Origin of the sequence: Luteibacter aegosomatis, from assembly GCF_023078455.1 — a bacterium.
Taxonomy (GTDB): Bacteria; Pseudomonadota; Gammaproteobacteria; order Xanthomonadales; family Rhodanobacteraceae; genus Luteibacter; species Luteibacter aegosomatis.
On record NZ_CP095740.1, the window covers coordinates 3,420,579 to 3,440,550 of the forward strand.

General features: G+C 67.6%; 18 protein-coding genes. 4 read left to right on the forward strand and 14 right to left on the reverse strand.

Annotated elements, in window-relative coordinates:
* Nucleotides 1–9: 9 nt before the first annotated feature.
* The 14 genes from L2Y94_RS15415 to L2Y94_RS15480 form a co-directional block, all read right to left on the reverse strand.
* Nucleotides 10–1,107, reverse strand: a complete 1,098-nt coding sequence (locus tag L2Y94_RS15415) for a protein-glutamate methylesterase/protein-glutamine glutaminase (RefSeq protein ID WP_247368357.1) — start codon at nucleotides 1,105–1,107, stop codon at nucleotides 10–12.
* Between the two features lie 72 nt (nucleotides 1,108–1,179).
* Nucleotides 1,180–1,839: a chemoreceptor glutamine deamidase CheD gene (cheD, locus tag L2Y94_RS15420; protein WP_247368360.1), complete on the reverse strand. Its 660-nt coding sequence runs from the start codon at nucleotides 1,837–1,839 to the stop codon at nucleotides 1,180–1,182.
* Nucleotides 1,836–2,705 carry a CheR family methyltransferase gene (locus tag L2Y94_RS15425; RefSeq protein WP_247368363.1) on the reverse strand — a complete coding sequence of 290 codons (870 nt, stop codon included), beginning with the start codon at nucleotides 2,703–2,705 and terminating at the stop codon, nucleotides 1,836–1,838. The genes cheD and L2Y94_RS15425 overlap by 4 nt, the downstream gene beginning before the upstream one ends.
* A gap of 3 nt (nucleotides 2,706–2,708) precedes the next feature.
* Nucleotides 2,709–4,421, reverse strand: coding sequence for a methyl-accepting chemotaxis protein (locus L2Y94_RS15430; protein ID WP_247368365.1), 1,713 nt, complete (start codon nucleotides 4,419–4,421; stop codon nucleotides 2,709–2,711).
* An 84-nt stretch (nucleotides 4,422–4,505) separates the two neighbouring features.
* Nucleotides 4,506–5,015, reverse strand: a complete 510-nt coding sequence (locus L2Y94_RS15435; protein ID WP_247368368.1) for a chemotaxis protein CheW — start codon at nucleotides 5,013–5,015, stop codon at nucleotides 4,506–4,508.
* A gap of 226 nt (nucleotides 5,016–5,241) precedes the next feature.
* The gene (locus L2Y94_RS15440; RefSeq protein WP_247368371.1) at nucleotides 5,242–7,200 is read right to left on the reverse strand and encodes a chemotaxis protein CheA; all 1,959 of its coding nucleotides are present in this window, start codon (nucleotides 7,198–7,200) and stop codon (nucleotides 5,242–5,244) included.
* Between the two features lie 40 nt (nucleotides 7,201–7,240).
* The gene (locus L2Y94_RS15445) at nucleotides 7,241–7,603 is read right to left on the reverse strand and encodes a response regulator (protein WP_144909830.1); all 363 of its coding nucleotides are present in this window, start codon (nucleotides 7,601–7,603) and stop codon (nucleotides 7,241–7,243) included.
* Between the two features lie 10 nt (nucleotides 7,604–7,613).
* Nucleotides 7,614–7,928, reverse strand: a complete 315-nt coding sequence (locus L2Y94_RS15450; RefSeq protein WP_247368373.1) for an STAS domain-containing protein — start codon at nucleotides 7,926–7,928, stop codon at nucleotides 7,614–7,616.
* A 77-nt stretch (nucleotides 7,929–8,005) separates the two neighbouring features.
* Complete coding sequence (gene queA, locus L2Y94_RS15455; protein WP_247368376.1) at nucleotides 8,006–9,043, reverse strand: tRNA preQ1(34) S-adenosylmethionine ribosyltransferase-isomerase QueA; 1,038 nt, start codon at nucleotides 9,041–9,043, stop codon at nucleotides 8,006–8,008.
* A 263-nt stretch (nucleotides 9,044–9,306) separates the two neighbouring features.
* Entirely contained in the window at nucleotides 9,307–9,909 is a 603-nt protein-coding gene (locus L2Y94_RS15460) for a response regulator transcription factor (protein ID WP_247368379.1), read from the reverse strand.
* The gene (locus L2Y94_RS15465; RefSeq protein ID WP_247368381.1) at nucleotides 9,906–11,042 is read right to left on the reverse strand and encodes a sensor histidine kinase; all 1,137 of its coding nucleotides are present in this window, start codon (nucleotides 11,040–11,042) and stop codon (nucleotides 9,906–9,908) included. The genes L2Y94_RS15460 and L2Y94_RS15465 overlap by 4 nt, the downstream gene beginning before the upstream one ends.
* A complete protein-coding gene (locus L2Y94_RS15470) occupies nucleotides 11,039–12,211 on the reverse strand; it encodes a sensor histidine kinase (protein WP_247368384.1) in 1,173 nt (390 codons plus the stop codon). Before L2Y94_RS15470 ends, L2Y94_RS15465 begins: the two co-directional genes overlap by 4 nt.
* 36 nt (nucleotides 12,212–12,247) lie before the next feature.
* Complete coding sequence (locus L2Y94_RS15475; protein ID WP_247368386.1) at nucleotides 12,248–13,030, reverse strand: ABC transporter permease; 783 nt, start codon at nucleotides 13,028–13,030, stop codon at nucleotides 12,248–12,250.
* Entirely contained in the window at nucleotides 13,027–13,944 is a 918-nt protein-coding gene (locus L2Y94_RS15480) for an ABC transporter ATP-binding protein (RefSeq protein ID WP_247368388.1), read from the reverse strand. The genes L2Y94_RS15475 and L2Y94_RS15480 overlap by 4 nt, the downstream gene beginning before the upstream one ends.
* 229 nt (nucleotides 13,945–14,173) lie before the next feature.
* On the opposite strand from L2Y94_RS15480, the gene L2Y94_RS15485 reads away from it, so the two are divergent.
* From L2Y94_RS15485 to L2Y94_RS15500, 4 genes are all read left to right on the forward strand, one after another.
* A complete protein-coding gene (locus tag L2Y94_RS15485) occupies nucleotides 14,174–15,670 on the forward strand; it encodes an aminotransferase class III-fold pyridoxal phosphate-dependent enzyme (RefSeq protein ID WP_247368407.1) in 1,497 nt (498 codons plus the stop codon).
* Nucleotides 15,671–15,943: 273 nt separating this feature from the next.
* Entirely contained in the window at nucleotides 15,944–16,249 is a 306-nt protein-coding gene (locus L2Y94_RS15490; RefSeq protein WP_425602407.1) for a PsiF family protein, read from the forward strand.
* Between the two features lie 145 nt (nucleotides 16,250–16,394).
* Complete coding sequence (gene upp / locus L2Y94_RS15495; RefSeq protein WP_247368409.1) at nucleotides 16,395–17,033, forward strand: uracil phosphoribosyltransferase; 639 nt, start codon at nucleotides 16,395–16,397, stop codon at nucleotides 17,031–17,033.
* A 142-nt stretch (nucleotides 17,034–17,175) separates the two neighbouring features.
* Nucleotides 17,176–19,911, forward strand: a complete 2,736-nt coding sequence (locus L2Y94_RS15500; RefSeq protein WP_247368412.1) for a lamin tail domain-containing protein — start codon at nucleotides 17,176–17,178, stop codon at nucleotides 19,909–19,911.
* Nucleotides 19,912–19,972 lie beyond the last annotated feature (61 nt).

The window sequence follows — 19,972 nt, forward strand, 5'->3', positions numbered from 1 at the left end:
TCTCGTTCTTCAGGTGCCGACGCGGGCGGCGGCGGAAACGGGTGTATGGGCCAGTTCGAGCAGGCGGGCGGCGATCGCGTCCAGCGGAAGCATCTCGGCGGCGGCACCGGCCTTCCAGGCGGCGCCGGGCATGCCCCACACCACCGAGCTGGCTTCGTCCTGGACGAGCGTGGGCGCACCGCTCTCCTTCAATTCGCCCAGGCCGCGCGCGCCGTCGTCGCCCATGCCGGTGAGCAGGCAGCCGATGGTGGCGGCGCCGACGCTGGCGGCCATGGAACGGAACAGCACGTCCACCGAGGGCTTGTGCCGGTTCACCGGCGGGCCGTCGTGCAGGCGGCAGACGTGGCGGGCGCCGTCCCACATCACCAACAGGTGCTGGCTGCCGGGGGCGATGTAGACGTGGCCGGCCTGTATGGGCTGGCCGTCGCGGGCCTCGCACACCTTCATCGCCGAGCAGGTGTCCATGCGCGCCGCGAAGGGGCCGCTGAAGGCGGCGGGGATGTGCTGGGTGATCACGATGGGCGGCGCCGTGGGCGGCATCGCCTCGAGCACCACGCGGATCGCCTCGGTGCCGCCGGTGGAGGCGCCGATGGCGATGATGCGCGTGCCGCCGCGCGTACCCGGCGTCTGCGCGCGCGGCAGCACGGCATCGGCGGACAGGCGCGGCGCCACGTCGAGCCGGGTGACGGTCGAACGCTCGCGCGGCTTCGCGCCGGCGGCGAGACGAACCTTGGCGCAGATCTCCGGCGCATGCTCCATGAAGGTGTTGGCCAGGTCGGCGGCGGGCTTGGTGAAGAAATCCACCGCGCCCAGTTCCAGCGCGCGCAGGGTCACGTCGGCGCCTTTCTCGGTCAGCGTGGACACCATCACCACCGGCATCGGCCGCAGGCGCATCAGGTTCTCGAGGAAGGTCAGGCCGTCCATGCGCGGCATCTCGACGTCGAGCGTGAGCACGTCGGGGTTGAGCGCCTTGATCTTCTCGCGCGCGATCAGCGGGTCCGGCGCGGCGCCCACCACTTCGATGCCCGGATCGGACTCGAGCATGGTGGTCAGCACCTTACGGACCAGGGCCGAATCGTCGACGATGAGGACGCGTACTTTCTGCATGGGCTCTCGCCGCTGGGTTGCTGGACATCCTCGTCGGCGGGCCGACCGGATCATGAATCGCGAAATGGAGCGTCAGAACAGCTCCACCTCTCCCTTTATCGGATCGTCGGCCAATCGCTTGAGGTATCGCTTCTCGCGATCGGCCAGATGGGTGTCGTGCGTGGCGCGCAACTGGCGCACGCGCACCCGTCCGCTCACCGGGAAGAACTGCACGTGGCGCGGGTAGATGTCGCCCACGTCGGCCGCGCAGAGCTTCAGCTTTTCGGTGGCGATGTAACGCTGCACGAAGGCGATGTTGCGCTGGCCGATGTCGGTCATGGTGGACAGCACGCGGCCGCCGCCGAAGATCTTCACTTCGAGGTCGTCGCGCCGACCGCCCGCCTTGAGGATCGCATTGATCAGCTGTTCCATCGCGTCGTTGCCGTAACGCGCGGCGCGGCCGACGGTGGAACTCCAGCTGTCGCGCTCGCCGGCGGGCTCGGGCAGCATGAAGTGGTTCATGCCACCGATGCGCCGCTTCGTGTCGCGCACGCAGGCCGACACGCACGAGCCGAGCACGGTGGAGATCATCTCTTCCTGCGTGCTCACGTAGAACTCGCCGGGCAGGATCTTCACCGTGACCACTTCCTGGGCGGGATCCCAGAAGCGGCGCAGGTGCTCGAATCCCGGCAACACGCTCTTGGGATCGAAACCGGCGAAGGTGCGCGGCAGCGCGACGGCGGTGTCGCTCATGTACGTTTCCGGTAGACCGTGCGGCCGATCAGGTCGAAGTCGTCGGACAGTCCATACATGGATTCCGAATGACCCAGGAACAGGTAGCCGCGGCTTTCCAGCATGCCGGCGTAACGGGAGAACAGTCGCTGCTTCGTCGGCTTGTCGAAATAGATGACGACGTTGCGACAGAAGATGGCGTCGAACTTGCCCTGCATGGGCCATTCGTGGAGCAGGTTGAGCGGCTGGATGGTCACCAGCTCGCGCAGGCGCGGGTGCACGCGGGCATAGCCGTCGTAGCTCCCCTCGCCGCGCTGGAACCAGCGCTTGCGGCGTGCTTCGCTCACGCCGCCCAGGCGGTCCACCGGGTACACGCCCTTGCGCGCGGTTTCCAGCGCCTGCGGCGAGAGGTCGGTGGCGAGGATCTTGGCGTCGATGGTCGTGCCCGTGCGCTCGAGCGCCTCGGCCAGCACCATCGCCAGGGCATACGGTTCTTCGCCGGTGGAACAGCCCGCCGACCAGATGCGCAGGCGGCCGCCACGCTTTTCGTCGAACCAGCGCGGCAGCAGTTCGTCCACGAGCAGGTCGTAGTGGTGCATCTCGCGGAAGAACGAGGTGACGTTGGTGCTGATGCAACTGGCCAGTTCGCCCAGCTCGGAGGCCGGATCGCGACGCAGCAGGTCGCAATAGGCGGCGAAACCGGACAGGTTCAGCGCGCGCAGGCGTCGCAGCAGACGGCCCTGCACGAGCTGGCGCTTGTGCTCGCCCAGCGAGATGCCGCACTGCTGCAACACGAACTCACGCAGGAAACCGAACTCGGCGTCGCCGAGGCTGGGTCCTTGGGCGCCCGCCGCGGCGGCATCGCCGTTGTCGACGAGCGCGTTCATCGATCAGAACTCCTTCCACACCGCCGCGTCGGCCGACTCGGCCGGACGCGAGGCACGCGGAGCCGGCGCGGGCGCCGTTTCGCGCACGGAAGCGAACAGGGTCTCCATCTCGACCTGGGTGGCATCCTTGCGCGGCGCGCGGGCGGCCGTGGCCTGGCCGCTCACCTGGAAGAAAGACACCTGGCGGCTCAGCTCGGTGGCCTGCTCGTGCATCGCGCGGGCGGCCGCGGCGGATTCCTCGACCAGCGCGGCGTTCTGCTGGGTCATTTCGTCCATCTGCAGCACGGCGTGGTTCACCTGGTCGATGCCGGCCGACTGCTCGGAGCTGGCGGCGGCGATCTCGGCGACGATGTCGGTCACCTTCTTCACGCTGTCGACGATCTCGGCCAACGCCTTGCCCGACTGGTCGACCAGTTCGGAGCCGGCCTTCACCTTGCTGGCGCTGTCGTTGATGAGGCCCTTGATCTCCTTTGCCGCACCCGCCGAACGCTGCGCGAGGTTGCGCACCTCGGTGGCCACCACGGCGAAGCCGCGGCCCTGCTCACCGGCACGCGCGGCTTCCACGGCGGCGTTGAGCGCGAGCAGGTTGGTCTGGAAGGCGATCTCGTCGATGAGGCTGACGATGTCGGAAATCTTCTTCGACGAAGCGTTGATCTCGCGCATGGCGACGACGGTCTGCGCCACCACCTCACCGCCCTTCTCCGCCTGCTCGCGGGCACCGCGGGCGAGCTGGTTGGCGTGGCTGGCGTTCTCGGCGTTCTGCTTCACGGTGGAGGTCATTTCCTCCATCGACGAGGCGGTTTCCTCCAGGCTGGAGGCCTGTTCCTGCGTGCGCTGGGAAAGATCGTCGTTGCCGCGCGAGATCTGCTGCGCGGCGGTGCTGACCGAGGTGGAACCGTGGCGCACCTCGGTGACGATCGCGGCGAGGCGATCGTCCATGCTGCGGAAGGCCGACTGCAGTTGGCCCAGCTCGTCCTGGCGGGTCACCTGGATGTCGTGGCCGAGCTTGCCGGCGGCGATCTCGTGGGCCACCGCCACCGTCTGCGACAGCGTGCGCAGGATCGAACGGATGACCAGCACGGCGATGACGAGGCAGATGGCCAGGCCGATCACCAGTGAGGTGATCGACAGCGCGCGGATCGTCCGGTACTGCGCGGATTCCTTCTCGAAGATGGCCTGGGCTTCCTTGCGCTTGCCCTCGATGAGGCTGCTCAACTGCGCTTGGCGGTCCATCAGCAACGGACGCACCTGCAGTTCGAGCACGTCGGAGGCGCCCTGGTCACCCTCCTTCAGGGCATCGACCATGTCGTTCTTGGACTGCACGTAGTCGTCGTTCGTGGCCTGCCACTTGTCGTAGGCCTTCTTGATGTCGGCGGACATCGGCACCTTGCGGAACTCGGCCTTGCGGGCGTCGAGGTCGGCCTGGTACTTCTCGAACTCGGCGATCTTCTGCTTCACCTGGTCGGGATTGCCCACCTTGGCCGCGGCCTCGCCGAGCACGATGAAGGAGAGCAGCGACTGCGTATTCACGCGGCTGAGCAGTTCGGAGGGCACCAGCTCCTCCTCGTAGATCTGGCGCATGCCTTCGTTCTGGAAGTGCATCGCACCCAGGCCCACCGCCGCGCCACCGAAGAGCATCAGCGTGAGCAGGCCGAGCACGCCGTACAGGCGACCGCGAACGGTCAGGGCGGGAATCTTAAAGCTGAACTTCTTCATCACGGTTCCAATCGTCAAGGTGCGACAAGGGCGATCCGGGCTTTACACGCCGAACGGGGCCCCTCCCCGCCGGCATGCCCATGCTCAGGCGACGGCTTTCGCTTCCTGGGACGCCAGGGCGGCTTCCAGCATCTGCGCGTCCTGCGGTTGCAGCAGGCGATCCACGTCGAGGAGCAGCACCATGCGCTCACCGACGGAGGTCAGTCCCTTCAGATATTCGGTATCGACGGTGGTGCCCATGTCGGGTACCGGACGGATGCCGTCCGGCGCGACCTCGACCACGTCGGAAACGGCATCGACCACGATGCCGAACTGGCGGCCGGCCACCATCACGATCACGCAGACGGTGGTGGCGGTGTATTCCTCGCGGGCCAGGCCGAAGCGCAGGCGCAGGTCGAGCACCGGCACGATGGCGCCACGCAGGTTGAGCACGCCGAGCACGTAGGACGGCGCCTGGGGGATGCGGGTCACCGGCGTCCAGCCGCGGATCTCGCGCACGGCGAGGATGTCGACGCCGTATTCCTCGTTGCCGAGGTTCACGGTCAGGTACTGGGCGGCCTCGGCGACGGAGGCGATGCTGGCTGGCTGGTTCATGTCGTTCCCACGGCGGATCGGATCGGGCAGTGGCCCCCTTCGTTAGGGGGTATCGGCCGGATTCGTGGCGACTTGAGGGCGCGCTTGCCGGAAAAACTCCTAGGTACCCGCGGACCGCGGTGACCTGGATTCGCCGATACGATCGGCTCCCACCCCTCCGGTAGGTGACGACGTCGCTACCGGAGGGGTGGGAGCCGATCGTATCGGCGAATCGAGTTGGCCCCGGTCAGGCCGCCTTGCGGCGTGCCTGCATGCGCACCAGGCCGGTGACGTCGGTGATGAGCGCCACGGCGCCGTCGGGGAGGATGGTGGCGCCGGAGATGCCCACCACGCGACGGTAATTGGCTTCCAGCGACTTCACCACGGCCTGCTGCTGGCCGATCAGCTCGTCGACGAACAGGCCGATGCGCGTGCCCTCGGCCTCCACCACGATGACGATGCCCTGGTCCACCGACAGGCGCTCGCCGTCGCAGCCGAACACGTCGAACAGGCGCACGATGGGCAGCCATTCGTCGCGGAAGCGGAACAGCTCGCCGCCACCGACCACGCTGCGCACGAGATCGGCCTTGACCTGCACCGACTCCACGATGGACACGAGCGGCACGATGTAGGTTTCGCTCCCCACGGCGGCGGTGAGGCCGTCGATGATGGCCAGCGTCAACGGCAAGGTGATGGTGAACGTGGTGCCCTTGCCGTGCACGCTGCGGATGTTCACCGTGCCACCCAGATCCATCACGTTGCGGCGGACCACGTCCATGCCCACGCCACGACCGGAGAGATCGGTGGTGGTCGCGGCCGTGGAGAAGCCCGCCTCGAAGATCAGTTCGGCCACGGCATCGTCGGACATGCCCTCGCCCGACGCGATGATGCCGCGCTGCACGGCCTTGGCCACGATGGCGTCGCGATTGAGGCCCGCGCCGTCGTCGGCCACTTCCACCACGATGGAGCCTCCGCGATGGAACGCCTCCATGCGCAAGGTGCCGGTGTCGGACTTGCCGGCCGCCGTGCGCTTGGCGGGCACTTCCAGGCCGTGGTCGATGGCGTTGCGCACGAGATGGACCAGCGGATCGCCGATCTTCTCGAGCACGGTCTTGTCCAGCTCGGTGGTTTCGCCGCGCAGGTCGAGCACCACCTTCTTGTCGAGCTTCTGCGCCAGGTCGCGCACGAGACGCGGGAAGCGGTTGAACACCGTGCTGATCGGCAGCATGCGGATGCTCATCACGCTTTCCTGCAGTTCGCGCGTGTGGCGCGCGAGCTGGGCCAGGCCGTGGCGGAACATCTCCAACCGGGCCTCGCCGACACCCTCGTTGAACTGGCTGAGCATGGCCTGGGTGATGACGAGTTCGCCCACCAGGTTGATCAGCATGTCGATCTTTTCGATGCCGACGCGAACCGAGCTGGCCTCGCTGTTGGCGGCCACCTCGCGTACGGCGCGCGGCGCAACGGGTGCCGCCGGTGCGGCCACCGGAGCCGGCGCGGCCACGCGTGGCGTCACCGTGAGCTCGCAATCGCCGTCCACCCAGTCGAACACGCCTTCGACGGCGGCGCGTTTGGCGCCGGCATCGAGACGCAGCGTGTAGGCCAGGTACGAGGCGGTCGGGTCCATGTCGGCCAGCGACGGCAGCTTCGACGCGTCCACCGTGGTGGCGAGCGGGCCGAGGGCTTCCAGTTCGCGGAACATGCGCGCCGGGTCGTTGCCGGTCTTGAGCAGGTAATCGAAGGGACGGAATGCGATGTCCCATCCCTCGATGGCTTCCGCGGGCGCGGCCGCCTTCGTGGCGACCGGCGCCGCCGCGCCGCCGACCATGGCCGACAGCTCGGCCAGCAGCGACTGGCTTTCGGCGGTGGCGCCGGGCTGGCCCGCCATCTGCAGCGAGAGCATGTCGCGGATGACGTCACCCGAACGCAGCAGCAGCTCCACGACGGCCTTTTCCATCGGACGGCGGCCGCTGCGGACCTCGTCCATCAGGTTTTCGGCCACGTGCGTGAAAGCCGCCACGTCGGCGAAACCGAAGGTGGCCGCACCGCCCTTGATCGAATGGGCGGCGCGGAACACCACGTTGATCAGCTCCGGATCGTCGGCACCCTCGTCCAACGCGAGGAGCGCCTGCTCCATGGCGTCGAGACCGTCGAGGCTCTCTTCGTGGAACGCCTTGTGGAATTGCGCCAGATCGACTTTGGACATGGGAGAAACCTGGAGTGACCGGAACGAACGGGGTATCGGATCAGCCGAGCACGCGGGCGACGGTCGCCAGCAGCTGGTCGGGGTCGAACGGCTTGACGAGCCAGCCGGTGGCGCCGGCGGCCTTGCCTTCCATCTTCTTCTCGGGGTTGGATTCGGTGGTGAGCATGAGGATCGGCACGCCGCTGTAACCGCCCATCGTGCGCATCTCGCGCACCATCGAGATGCCGTCCATCACCGGCATGTTCACGTCGGCCAGCACGAGGTCGAACTTGTGCACGCCCGCCTGGTCGAGCGCCGCGCGGCCGTTGTCGGCCTCTTCGACGTCATGGCCGGCGCCACGCAGGGTGAAGGCCACCATGCTGCGCATGGAAGCCGAGTCGTCTACCGCGAGAATCTTTGCCATCGGTGCACCTTCAGTTCACGCCGGCACGGGCCGGCAGTTCAATCAATTCGCTAAGGCCCAGCACGGCGACGCCGCGATGGAGGGAATCGCTCGCGCCGCTCCAGCGGACGGCGAGGCCGGCCGCGCGGGCGTCGCGCGAAAAGGCGGCCAGCACCTGCAGGCCCGCCGTGTCGATCTGGTTCACGGCCGAGCCGTCGATGTCCACCGGCTTGCCGGCGGTCAGCGCCGCCAGCAGGGTGTCGCGCAGCGCGGGCGCCGCGCCGATGCGCAGGTCCGCGTCGAGCGCAAGCGTACCAGCCGTGTTCTTGGAGGATTTGCCAGCCATCGTCCTACCCTTGTGCCCCCGGGGCCCGTTGCCCGGGGAGGCGTTCGTGAGGCTTATCGGCCCTCGTCCGCAAACCTTTAGGCCGGGGCTTTCGGCGGCAGGATCAGCATGGCGTCGCCGTAGGAGAAGAAGCGGTAGCGTTGCAGCACCGCGTAGCGATAGGCGTCGAGGATGGCCTCCTTGCCCGCGAGGGCCGAGACCAGCATCAGCAGGGTGGACTGGGGCAGGTGGAAGTTGGTGATCAGGGCGTCGATGCTGGTGATGCGGTAGCCCGGGAAGATGAAGATCTGCGTCTCCCCGGCGAACGGCCTCAGCACGCCGTCGACCGTGGCGCTTTCCAGCGCGCGCACCACCGTGGTGCCCACCGCGATCACGCGGCCGCCCGCCTCGCGGGTGGCGCGGATCTTTTCCACCAGCGAGGCGCCCACGTTGAGCCATTCGCGATGCATCACGTGGTCGCGCACGTCGTCGGCGCGCATGGGCTGGAAGGTACCCGCGCCGACGTGCAGGGTGACGTAGCCGAAATCGACGCCCTTCCCGCGGAGCTGGTCCAGCAGGGCCTCGTCGAAATGCAGGCCCGCCGTGGGCGCGGCCACCGCGCCCGGCTCGCGGGCGAACACGGTCTGGTAACGGTCCTTGTCTTCCTCGCCGGCGCCGCGTTCGATGTAGGGCGGCAACGGCATTTCGCCGAGGCGCGAGAGGATGCGCTCCAGCGGCTCGTCCCCCTCGAAACGCAGCTTGAAGAACTCGCCCTCGCGGCCGAGCACGGTAATGAGGCTGCCGTCGGCCAGCACGATGCGGCCGCCTTCCTTGGGCTTCTTGCTCACCCCGAGCTGGGCGCGCGCCTCGTGGGCCCCCGTGACCCGCTCGATCAGGATCTCCACCGCGCCGCCGGATTCCTTGTTGCCGTAAAGGCGCGCCGGCAGCACGCGGGTGTCGTTGAACACCAGCAGGTCGCCCGGCCGGACGAGGTCGGGCAGTTCGTGGAACTTGCGATTGGCCTTGCTGCCCGCCGCGACGTCGACCACCAACAGGCGGCTACCCGACCGCCGCGCCAGGGGCGCCTGCGCGATGAGGTCGGACGGCAGGTCGAAGTCGAAATCGGATTTCTTCACGAAAGCGGGGCCGGTGATGCTGGAAGGCGGGGATTATCCCCCAATCGGCGACCGGCCACCTACCGAAGGGGTGGGAGCGGACCCTGTCCGCGAACCCTCGGGGGCGGCTTGGGACAAAAGGGCTTTGCGGTGATTTTGCGGGTGTTTACAGCTCGCACGATCGCCGGAAGGCCTCTTTCGCCACAGCTATGGCGGGGGTTCGCGGACAGGGTCCGCTCCCGCCCCCTTCGGTAGCGAGGTTTCAGCGAGCGCTGACCCTTTCGTTACAGCCAGCCTTTCTGCCGGGCCAGCCGATAGGCCTCGATGCGGTTGGCCGCACCCAACTTGCCGATGGCCTCGGAAAGGTAATTGCGCACCGTGCCGTGGGAGAGGTTGAGTTGGGCGCCGATCTCGCTGGCCGAACTACCCTCGCCCGCCAGGCGCAGTACCTGGCGCTCGCGGTCGTTCAGCGGATCGGCCTCCGACCAGGCTTCCAGCGCCAGTTGCGGATCGATGGCCCGACCGCCCCGGTGAACGACGCGCAGCGCTTCGGCGAGCCCCTCGGCGGGCGCGTCCTTCAGCAGGTAGCCGCTCACGCCCGCATCCAGCGCGCGGCGCAGGAAGCCCGGGCGGGCGAAGGTGGTGACGATCACCACCTTCACCGGCAACTCGTGGCGATGCACGCGCTGCGCGATTTCCAGACCCGTGAGGCCGGGCATTTCGATGTCGGTGACCAGCACGTCGGGCTTGAGCCGTTGCAGCTCGCGCCACGCGGTTTCGCCGTCCGGTGCCGAGCCGAGCACCTCGATGTCGGATTCGAGATTGAGCAGTGCCGACAACGCGCCGCGCACCATGGCCTGGTCTTCGGCAAGCAGCACGCGGATCATGCGGCGGACTCCGTCAGCACCGGCGCGAGCATGACGCCGACGGTGAGCGTGGTGCCCTGCTTCGCCGGCGAGTCGATGGCGAGCGTACCGCCGATCTGCCGCACGCGTTCGCGCATGCCCGAGACGCCGTTGCCATGCGCGGCGAGGCCGCCGCGCCCGTTGTCGCTGATCCGCATCGAGAAATCCTTGCCGTTCCGGGTGATGTCCACGCGCGCCGTGCTGGCCTGCGAGTGGCGATGGATGTTGGTGACCGCTTCCCTCAGCACGAGGGCCAGCGAGGCCTGCACGGACTCGGGAAGGTCGAGCCGTTCGGGCAACGAGGTTTGCAGCGTGATGCCGGACGCTTCGAGCATGACCCGCGCCGACACCAGTTCGCTGGCCAGGTCACCCGCGCGCAGGCCGGTGACGGCGCTGCGTACTTCACCCAGCGTATGCCGGGCGACGCGTTCCACTTCGTCCATTTCCTGCTGCGCGCGTGCCGGATCGACCAGCGCCAGGCGCTTGGCCAGTTCGGACTTCAGGGTGATGAGCGAGAGCGTATGACCGAGCAGGTCGTGCAAGTCGCGACCGATGCGCTCGCGCTCGGCCAGCGTGGCCAGTCGCCGAACCTCGGCTTGCGACAGTCGCAGTTCCAGGTCGCGGCGAACCGAACGCACGTAGAGGTAATTGCTCGTACCGCCGGCGATACCGGCGAGGGCCACGACGAGGATGTGCACGGCCGGAATGCCGAACCACGCCCACCACACGCAGGCGAGCAGCGTGGCCGCGGCCGTCGCGCCGAGCCATAGGCGCGGCCGGGCGGCGAAGGCCAGCAAGGCGAGGCCGATGGCGACGTGGCCGATCGCCACGCCGTTGACCGGCCACACCGCGAATCCCGTGGCCACGATGGCGAGCGCGTTGAACGGTATGCGCCGGAGCGGCCCGAGGAACACGCCGGCGTAGCACGCCAGATACACGACGACGGAGAGAAGCGTGGGTGCGAACCACCGCCACGAAAACGCGGAAACGACCAGCGGCGCCTGGACCAGGGCGAACAGCCAGCCCAACTGCAGGCCGGCCTGCCAACGCAGGTAGATCGGCGAATGCAGGCTGCCGAGCAACGAGTCCCGTGGCGGCGGCGGCAGGCGTATCACGACGCGATCCGATCGGCTTCGATCGTCGACGCACGCGCGATGCGTTCGGCGGCAAGCAGGGGTACGGCGACCTGCAGCCGGGTGCCCTTGCCGCGCTCGGATTCGATGCGCAGCGTTCCGCCGAGCGCCTTCACGCGCTCGCGCATGCCGCAAAGGCCATTGCCCTCGGTATCGACGCCACCGCGACCGTTGTCGGCGATGCACAACGTGAGCACGTCTTTTTCCACGGCGACCTTCGCCTCGGCCACGGTGGCCTGCGCGTGGCGGTGGATGTTGGTGACCGCCTCCCGGAGAACGAGGGCCAGTCCGGCCTCCATGCGTTCGGGCAAGGCGGGCACGTCGGTCACGTAATCGAAGCTCACCATCGAGGCATTGAGCATAAGGCGTGCGGACGCGAGTTCGGCGGCAAGGCCCGTCGCCCGGATACCGGTGACCGCCGAACGCACCTCGGCCAGCGCGTGTCTCGCGATGCCCTCGGCCTCTTCCATCTCCCGGCGGGCCGCATCCACGTCGCGATCGATGAGGCGACGCGACAGCTCGAGCTTCAGCGTGATCAGCGACAGGGTGTGCCCGAGCAGGTCGTGCAGGTCGCGGCCGATGCGCTCGCGCTCGGCGGTGGCGGCGAGACGGCGCACCTCGTCGTGAGAGAGCTTCAGCTCGGCGTCGTGCTTCGCGCTGGCCCGGTAGAACAGGTTCAACGTGCCCACGGACACCGAGATGAGCGTGAGGAAGGCCATCGCCTGCCACGGCCAGCCGACGGCCCACCGGGCGACGGCGCAAAACGCCACCAGCACGACGGCCATGCGCAGGTAGGCCATTCGCGCCGACGTGTTCAGTCCGACGAACGAGGAGGCGTAGACGATGAAGCAGGCGCCTCCGCCATGCCCCGCCCACAGGCAGTCCAGCCCGAGCAGGGCGATGGCCACGGCGAACAGGGGCGCCTGCCTCACCGGTCGGGTCAAGATGCACCAATAGAGGAACAGGAACGTGGGAAACGACAGCAGCGTGATTTCGAGCCAGCGCGCCGGCAGCGGATCGCTACCCAGGAGGTCGACGAAAAAGTAGATCGTCCAGATCAGGTGGAACAGGTTCGCCGCCCGATGCCTCGGCTTCTCCCCGAAGCGCACCCACAGCGAATCCGGCGTCGGTTCGAACCACGAGCGGGCCATGGATATGTCCGTTGAAAGGCGTGGCTTCATGCTACTTCAACCGTGGCGACGCAGGCGACGGGCGGCGATGGCGACGAAGGCCACCGTGAAGACCAGCAGCACCAGGACGTGCGTCGCCAGACCGCCCTCGCCCAGCCCCACCGCCGCCAGCGCCAGCCGGTCGAGGTGATAGGCCGGCCACAGCGGCGCGATCGAGCGCAGCGTCTCCGGCATCATCGACAACGGGAACCACAGGCCGGATAGGAACGCCATCGGCAGGTAGACGAGGTTGACGATGCCCGGCGCGCCCTGCCCTTTCACCAGCGTACCGACCAGCAGGCCAAGCGCGCAGAACGGCAGGACGCCGACGATCTCGACGAGGTAGAACGCGGCGATGCGCGACGGCGGCATCGGCACGTGTGCGGCGAACACCGCCAGCAGGAGCAACAGCGTGGCGACGATGGCGGCGACCAGCAGGGCCATGCACATCTTGCCGGCGAGGTAGGCGCCCGGCGGCATGGGCAGCGCCCGCTTGAGCGTGAGCAGGCCGGTATCGCGCTCCAGCGCCAGCGACACGCCGAAACCGAACAGACCCGGCGCCATCACGCCGAAGGTGCCGTACGACGCGAGCAGGTAGCGCGCCGCGTCGGGACCGTTGCCGTGCGCCAGCACGATGCCGAACATGACGTAGAACACCGAGGGGAAAAGCAGCGTCGGCAAGAGGAAGCCGGGGTTGCGCAGGTAACGCACGCACTCGGCGCGCGCTTCCTGCACGTAGGCGTTGAACAGGCGCCCCGCGCCCATCGCGGGAACGGCGGTGCTTTCGATGACGGCACTCATGCGGCCTCCAGGGCGGTATCCGCGATGTCGTCGCGGGTGATGTCGGCGAAAGCCTCGGCGAGGCTCGCGCGCTGCACTTCCAGTTCGGTCAGGTCGGCATCCTCGGCGAGCAACCGGCGCACGGTGGCTTCCGCGCGCGTGGTGGCGATCGTCAGCCGCCCCTCGTGGACGCTCGCGGACACCACGCCCGGCCACCGCCAGACGGCGTCGGCGCCCACGCTCGTCACGCAACGCACGCGGCAGGTGGCCACGCGGGCACGCAAGGCATCGACCGTACCCTCGGAAATCACCCGGCCCTTCGCGACCACGCAGACGCGGTCGGCCAACGCTTCGGCTTCTTCGAGGTAATGCGTCGTCAGCACCACCGCGCACCCGTCCGACACGAGGCGACGGATCGCCTGCCATAGCGATTGCCGGGCCGCGAGGTCCATGCCCACGGTAGGCTCGTCGAGAAAAAGCAGCTCCGGCTTGCCCGCCAGCGCCATGGCGAACTGCACCCGGCGCTGCTGGCCACCCGAAAGCGCTTCGTAGCGACGTCCGAGCAGGTCGTCGACCCCGGCCAGCGCGGCGCATTCGGCCAGCGAGCGCGGATCGGGGTAATAGCTGGCGGTAAGGCGCAGCAGCTCGCCCACCTTCAGCGTGGGCGGCAGGCTGGCCGATTGCAGCATCACGCCGATGCGGCGGCGCGCCTCGATGTCCTGCGGGTCGCGGCCGAACAGGGTGGCGCGCCCTTCGTCGGCGCGGTGCAGGCCCAGCAGCAGGCCGATGGCGGTGCTCTTGCCCGCCCCGTTCGGACCGAGCAAGGCCACCAGTTCCCCGCGGTGGATATCGAGATCGATGCGCTCCAGCGCCTTGACCGCGCCGTAGCGCTTGGAAACCTGTTCTAGCCTGGCAATGCGGGTATCGTCGTTCATGGGTGCCCTCCTTGCGTTGCAACATATTCGCGCGCAACCCCTTGGCGGCAGTCGCTTGCGTCATTGTGCGGATGTGACAAGCGTCATCCCGGGGGTTACGCGCATAAAAACCGCATGCTATGCTCGTTCAATAAACCCTTTATTTATATGCACTTAGCTACCACTTTGGGCATATGGACGAAAGGAAGAAACGGCAGCATCCGCGTCATTCGAATTACGAGGAGTGGTTATGGACGTCATCGGCCTTCTGCGCGAATTGCGCGATTTCGGCGGCAAGCAGCGCACCCTGGGCCTGCCCGATGCCACCGTGGAGCGTTTCGCACGCGAAGACGCGACGCTGGTGCGCGCCGTGGAAGAAGCCCTGGCCTATCACCGCGGCCTGCGTGACGGCATGGCCGATGTCCTGCGCATGGACGAATCCGAGCAGATCCATCACCTGCAGTCGGCCCTGGTCAACTTCTATCCCGACGACGGCGTGAATCCCTACGTACCGGCCGCCGCGCGCGGTCCGTGGATCGTCACGCTCAAGGGTGCGGTGCTTCACGACAACGGCGGCTACGGCATGCTCGGCTTCGGCCACAACCCGGAGCACATCCTCGAAGCGATGTCCCGTCCGCAGGTGATGGCCAACGTGATGACGGCCAATGTCTCGCAGCTTCGCCTTTCCGATGCGTTGCGCCGGGAGATCGGCCGCACCCGCGGAGGCAGCCCGTATTCGCACTTCCTGTGCCTGAATTCCGGTTCGGAATCGGTGACGCTGGCCGGCCGCATCGCCGACGTCAACGCGCGCCTGATGACCGATCCGGGTGCGCGCCATGCCGGCCGCACGATCAAGCGTCTCGCGGTGAAGGGGGCATTCCACGGTCGCACCGAGCGCCCCGCCATCTACTCGGATTCGTCGCGCCGCAACTACCAACAGCACCTGGCGAGCTTCCGCAACGAGGACACGCTGCTCACCGTCGAACCGTACAACGTGGCGCAGTTGAAGGCCGTGTTCGCCGAAGCCGAGCAGAAAGGCTGGTTCATCGAGGCGATGTTCCTCGAGCCGGTGATGGGCGAAGGCGATCCCGGCCGTGCGCTCACGCCGGAGTTCTACGCCGCCGCGCGCGAGCTGACCCGTGAACACGGCACCGTGTTGCTGGTGGATTCCATCCAGGCCGGCCTGCGCGCGCACGGCGTGCTGTCCATCGTGGACTACCCGGGTTTCGAAGGGCTCGAGGCGCCGGACATGGAAACCTTCTCCAAGGCGCTCAACGCCGGCCAGTATCCGTTGTCGGTGCTGGCGGTGTCCGCGCGCGTGGCGGGGCTCTATCGCAAGGGCATCTACGGCAACACCATGACCGCCAACCCGCGCGCGCTCGACGTGGCCGTGGCGACGATGCACGAACTCACCGACGACGTGCGCCGCAACATCGTCGAACGCGGCAAGGAATTCGTGCAGAAGCTCGAGGTGCTGAAGAACGAACTGGGCGGCCTCATCACCAAGGTGCAGGGCACGGGGTTGTTGTTCTCCTGCGAACTGGCACCCGAGTTCAAGTGCTTCGGCGAAGGCTCGACCGAGGAATACATGCGCGAGCGCGGCGTCGGCGTGATCCACGGCGGCGCGAATTCGCTGCGTTTCACGCCGCATTTCCGCGTGACGAGCGCCGAGGTCGATCTCATCGTCGAGGAAGTGCGGCATGCGCTGACCGAGGGACCGCGGCGGAGCGAATCCAAGGCCGCTTGAGCGCATCGCTAAACCGTTCTCAAGGCGCTGGGTTCCTGCCTTCGCAGGAACGACGTGAGGTGGTTTGACACGCAGCGGTCGATCTTTCGGCTCGTCGTTCCTGCGAAGGCAGGAACCCAGCGCCTTGCATCCGGTTTTGGCGAGACGGCAATGCGGTTTTTCGAGCCGAAGGCGCGTAGGCCCACGCATTCACGCCGGCAAACGAACCGACCGCCGAGAAAAGTCGTAAGCTCCCCTCCGCCGGATTGGCCCGGCCTCACGTAGGGGTTCGTCATGCGTATGCAGATTCGTGTCCTCGCCGTTTCCGCCTTTTTCGCCTTCGCCGGGGCCGCCTTCGCCGCCCAGGATATGCCCGCGAAGAAGGATCTCACTCCCCAGCAGCAGCGCATGAGCACCTGCAACGGCCAGGCGGCCGGCAAGAAGGGTGACGAGCGCAAGGCCTTCATGAGCAGTTGCCTCAAGGGCGAGCAGCCGGCCAAGATGACCCAGCAGGACAAGATGAAGAAGTGCAACGCGGATGCCGCAGGCAAGAAGGGCGATGAGCGCAAGGCGTTCATGAGCAACTGCCTCAAGGGTTGATGCGTTCGCTCCGCATGATTCGCGGACAGGGTCCGCTCCCACCCTCCGTTGGAAACGCCGCTACCGAAGGGTGGGAGCGGACCTTGTCCGCGATGGCGTTTGCGGCCGCATTACAATGGGCCGAACTCATCGAATCGGCCGCCCCATGAAAATCGTCGAAGTCCGCCACCCCCTCATCCAGCACAAGCTCGGCCTCATGCGCCTTGCCGGGATCAGCACCAAGGAGTTCCGCGAGCTGGCCTCGGAAGTGGCCGCCCTGCTCACGTACGAAGCCACGGCCGACCTGGAGACGGAAATCAAGACGGTCGACGGCTGGGCCGGCCCGGTCGAGGTCACCCACATCAAGGGCAAGAAGGTCACCATCGTGCCGATCCTGCGCGCGGGACTGGGCATGCTCACCGGCGTGCTGGAGATGATCCCCGCCGCGCGCGTGAGCGTGGTGGGCCTGCAGCGCGACGAGGAAACCCTCGAACCGGTCACCTATTACGAGAAGCTCACCGGCGGCATGGACGAGCGCACGGCGATCATCGTCGATCCCATGCTCGCCACGGCGGGCACGCTGGTGGCCACCGTGGACATGCTCAAGGCCGCTGGCGCCAAGCGCATCAAGGGCCTGTTCCTCGTGGCGGCGCCCGAGGGCCTGAAGCGCATCGAGGCGGCCCACCCCGACATCGAGATCTACGTCGCCTCCATCGACGAGCGCCTGAACGAGCTGGGCTACATCCTCCCCGGCCTGGGCGATGCCGGCGACAAGATCTTCGGCACCAAGCAAAAATCCGCCTGAGCTGCCGGATGTGTCACATCCGCCTGTCACATAGCTGGGGCACACTCGCCCAGCGGGCCTGACAGGGGGAACACCGCGCCAGCACATGGCGGGTGCTTCGGGTCGCGTACAACCTACGAAACTCGAAGGGGAATACACGACTATGCGTTCGACCACGTCACGGCGCGCCCTCTGGGCGGCGCTGGCCGGCTTTGTCTCCGTCGTGCCGCTCCATGCGGCCGACCTGTCGATCACCCAGTTCCGCGTCCGCGGCCCCGCCGGGGGCAACGACGAATTCGTCGAAGTGCAGAACGGCGGCAGCGCCCCGCTCGACGTTTCGGGCTTCAAGCTCAACGCATCGAACGCCACCGGCGTCACCGGCACGCGCTTTACCTTTCCCGGCGGCGTGACGATCCAGCCGGGCTGCTTCGTGCTGCTGGGCAACAAGACCAGCCCGGGCTATTCCGGCGCCGTCCCCGCCGACTTCACCTACGCCACCGGCATCACCGACGACGGCGGCCTCGCCCTGCTGGATACCGCGGGCAACGTGCTCGACCAGGTGGGCCTGAGCGCCGGTTCGGCCTACAAGCTCGGCACGCCGCTGGCCTCGCTCGGCAGCGGCAACGCCGACCAGGGTTACCTGCGCAAGACCACCGGCGGCGGCCTGCCGCAGGCCACGGGCGACAACTCGGCCGACTGGGTGAAGGTAGCCCCGACCACGCCGCACAACGCCGCCTCGGCCTGCGTGGCCCAGGGGCCGAGCCTGTCGATCGCCGACGCTTCGGTGAGCCTGCGCAACGCCGACGACGTGAAGATGCCCTTCACCGTGACGCTGAGCCAACCCCAGGCCGCCGACGTCTCCGTGCACGCCGCCACCGCCGATGACACCGCCACGGTGGCGGCCGGCGACTACGACGCCGTCGACGCCACGGTGACCGTCCCCGCCGGGCAGACCACGGCAAGCTTCGACGTGAACGTGCACGGCGCGAAGGCGGCCGGCCCGGACAAGGCGTTCAAGGTGAACCTCTCCGGTGCCACCGGCGACGTCACCCTGGCGAAAGCCTCGGCCATCGGCGCGATCCTCAACGAAATCCCGGTCACGGCCGAGATCTGGCAGATCACGGGCCACGACCAGGTGTCGCCACTGCTGGGCAAGCGCGTGTCCACCACGGGCAACGTGGTGACGGCGGTGGGTCCGCAGGGCTTCACCATCCAGACGCCCGACCATCGCGCCGATGCCGATGCCCTCACCTCGAACGGCATCTACGTGTTCACCGGCGCGCCGCCGGCGGTGAAGTCCGGCGACGTGGTGAACGTGGATGCCACGGTCGACAACTTCTTCAACCTGCCCGAGCTGAAGGACGCCACGGTCGTCACGACGATGCACGGTGCGCGCTTGCCGAAGGCCGTGGTGTTCGACGACAAGGTGCCGTCGCACGACCCGAACCATCTCTCGTGCGGCCCGACCAACTTCCAGTGTTACGTCGGGATGCGCGTGGCCATCGACAACGGCACGATCACCACGGGCAACCTGCGCTTCAGCGGCGAACCGTTCGCCGAGGTGTACATCACCACCGACGGTAACCGCTCGCTGCGCCAGCCGGGCGTGCGCTTCACCGTGCCGGTGCCCGACGGCGTGAACCTGCCGAACTGGAACGGCAACCCGCAGGTGCTGAAGATGAACACCGCCGACTTCGGCGCCGTGGCCGCCGATACGCCGTTCAATGCGGGCACCACGTTCCGCGCCGAAGGCGTGATCTCCTACGCATTCGGTGCGTACACCTTCATCCCCAGCAAGATCACCATCAAGAAGGCGGCAACGCTGCCGCGTCCCGTGGACGCGCGTCCGTTCTATGCCGTGCGCGTGGGCGCGCTGAATACCGAGCGCTTCTGCGACACGGAGTTCAATACCACGTTCACCTGCTCGGGCGGCGACACCGAACCCACCGCCGACGAGGTGAAGCTGAAGACGCAGCGCCTGTCGGCCTACATCGGCGGCGTGCTGAAGCTGCCGGACATCCTCTCGGTGGAAGAGGTCAAGAGCCTCGCCGTGCTGCAGGGTCTCGCCAAGCAACTGGGTGACGACTACCCGGCCCAGTACGAAGCCTTCCTCCAGCCGGGCCACGATCCCAGCGGCATCAACGTGGGCTTCCTCGTGCGCACCGACCGCGTGCACGTGGTGGACGTGCATCAGCTCGACGCCGACGCCACCTGGGACGACCAAGGCAGCACGTCGTTCCTGCATGACCATCCGCCGCTGCTGCTCACGGCCGACGTGCCGTCGATCGTCGGCCGCATGCGCGTCAACGTGATCTCGGTGCACCCGAAGGCCCGCCAGAACGTGGACAAGGCCGGCAGCGCCGCCGATCGCGACCGCCGGAAGCGCTTCCTGCAGGCCGTGTCGCTGGCCAAGCAGGTGCAGATCCTGCAGACCGACCGCAAGAACCTCGTCGCGCCGCTGCTGGTGGTGGGCGACTTCAACGCCTATCCCTTCAGCGACGGCTTCACCGACGTGGTGGGCCTGGTTTCCGGCAAATATGACGACAGCCAGAACCTGCTCAAGCTCGGCAAGAACCTGGTCAAGCCCACGCTATGGAACGCCGTGGATTCGGTGCCCGAGAACGACCGCTATTCGTTCCTGTTCACCGAGAACTTCGGCAACATCCAGGGTCAGGCGCCGCGTTCGGTGCCGACGCACCAGGTCCTGGACAACGCGTTGCTCAACACGGTGGCCCGCGGCCTGTTCCTGAACATGCGGTTCGGTCGCGGCAACCTCGACGCGCCGGTGCAGACGCTGGACGACTCGGCGAAGGAGACGGGCGTGAAGAAGGCGATCGGCTCGTCCGACCATGACGGATTCGTGGTGGACATGCTGGCGTTGCCGACGATCGTCCTGTGAGGTGACTCCGGGCATCCGGTTTCGGCCGGACGCCTATCGCGGACAGGGTCCGCTCCCACCC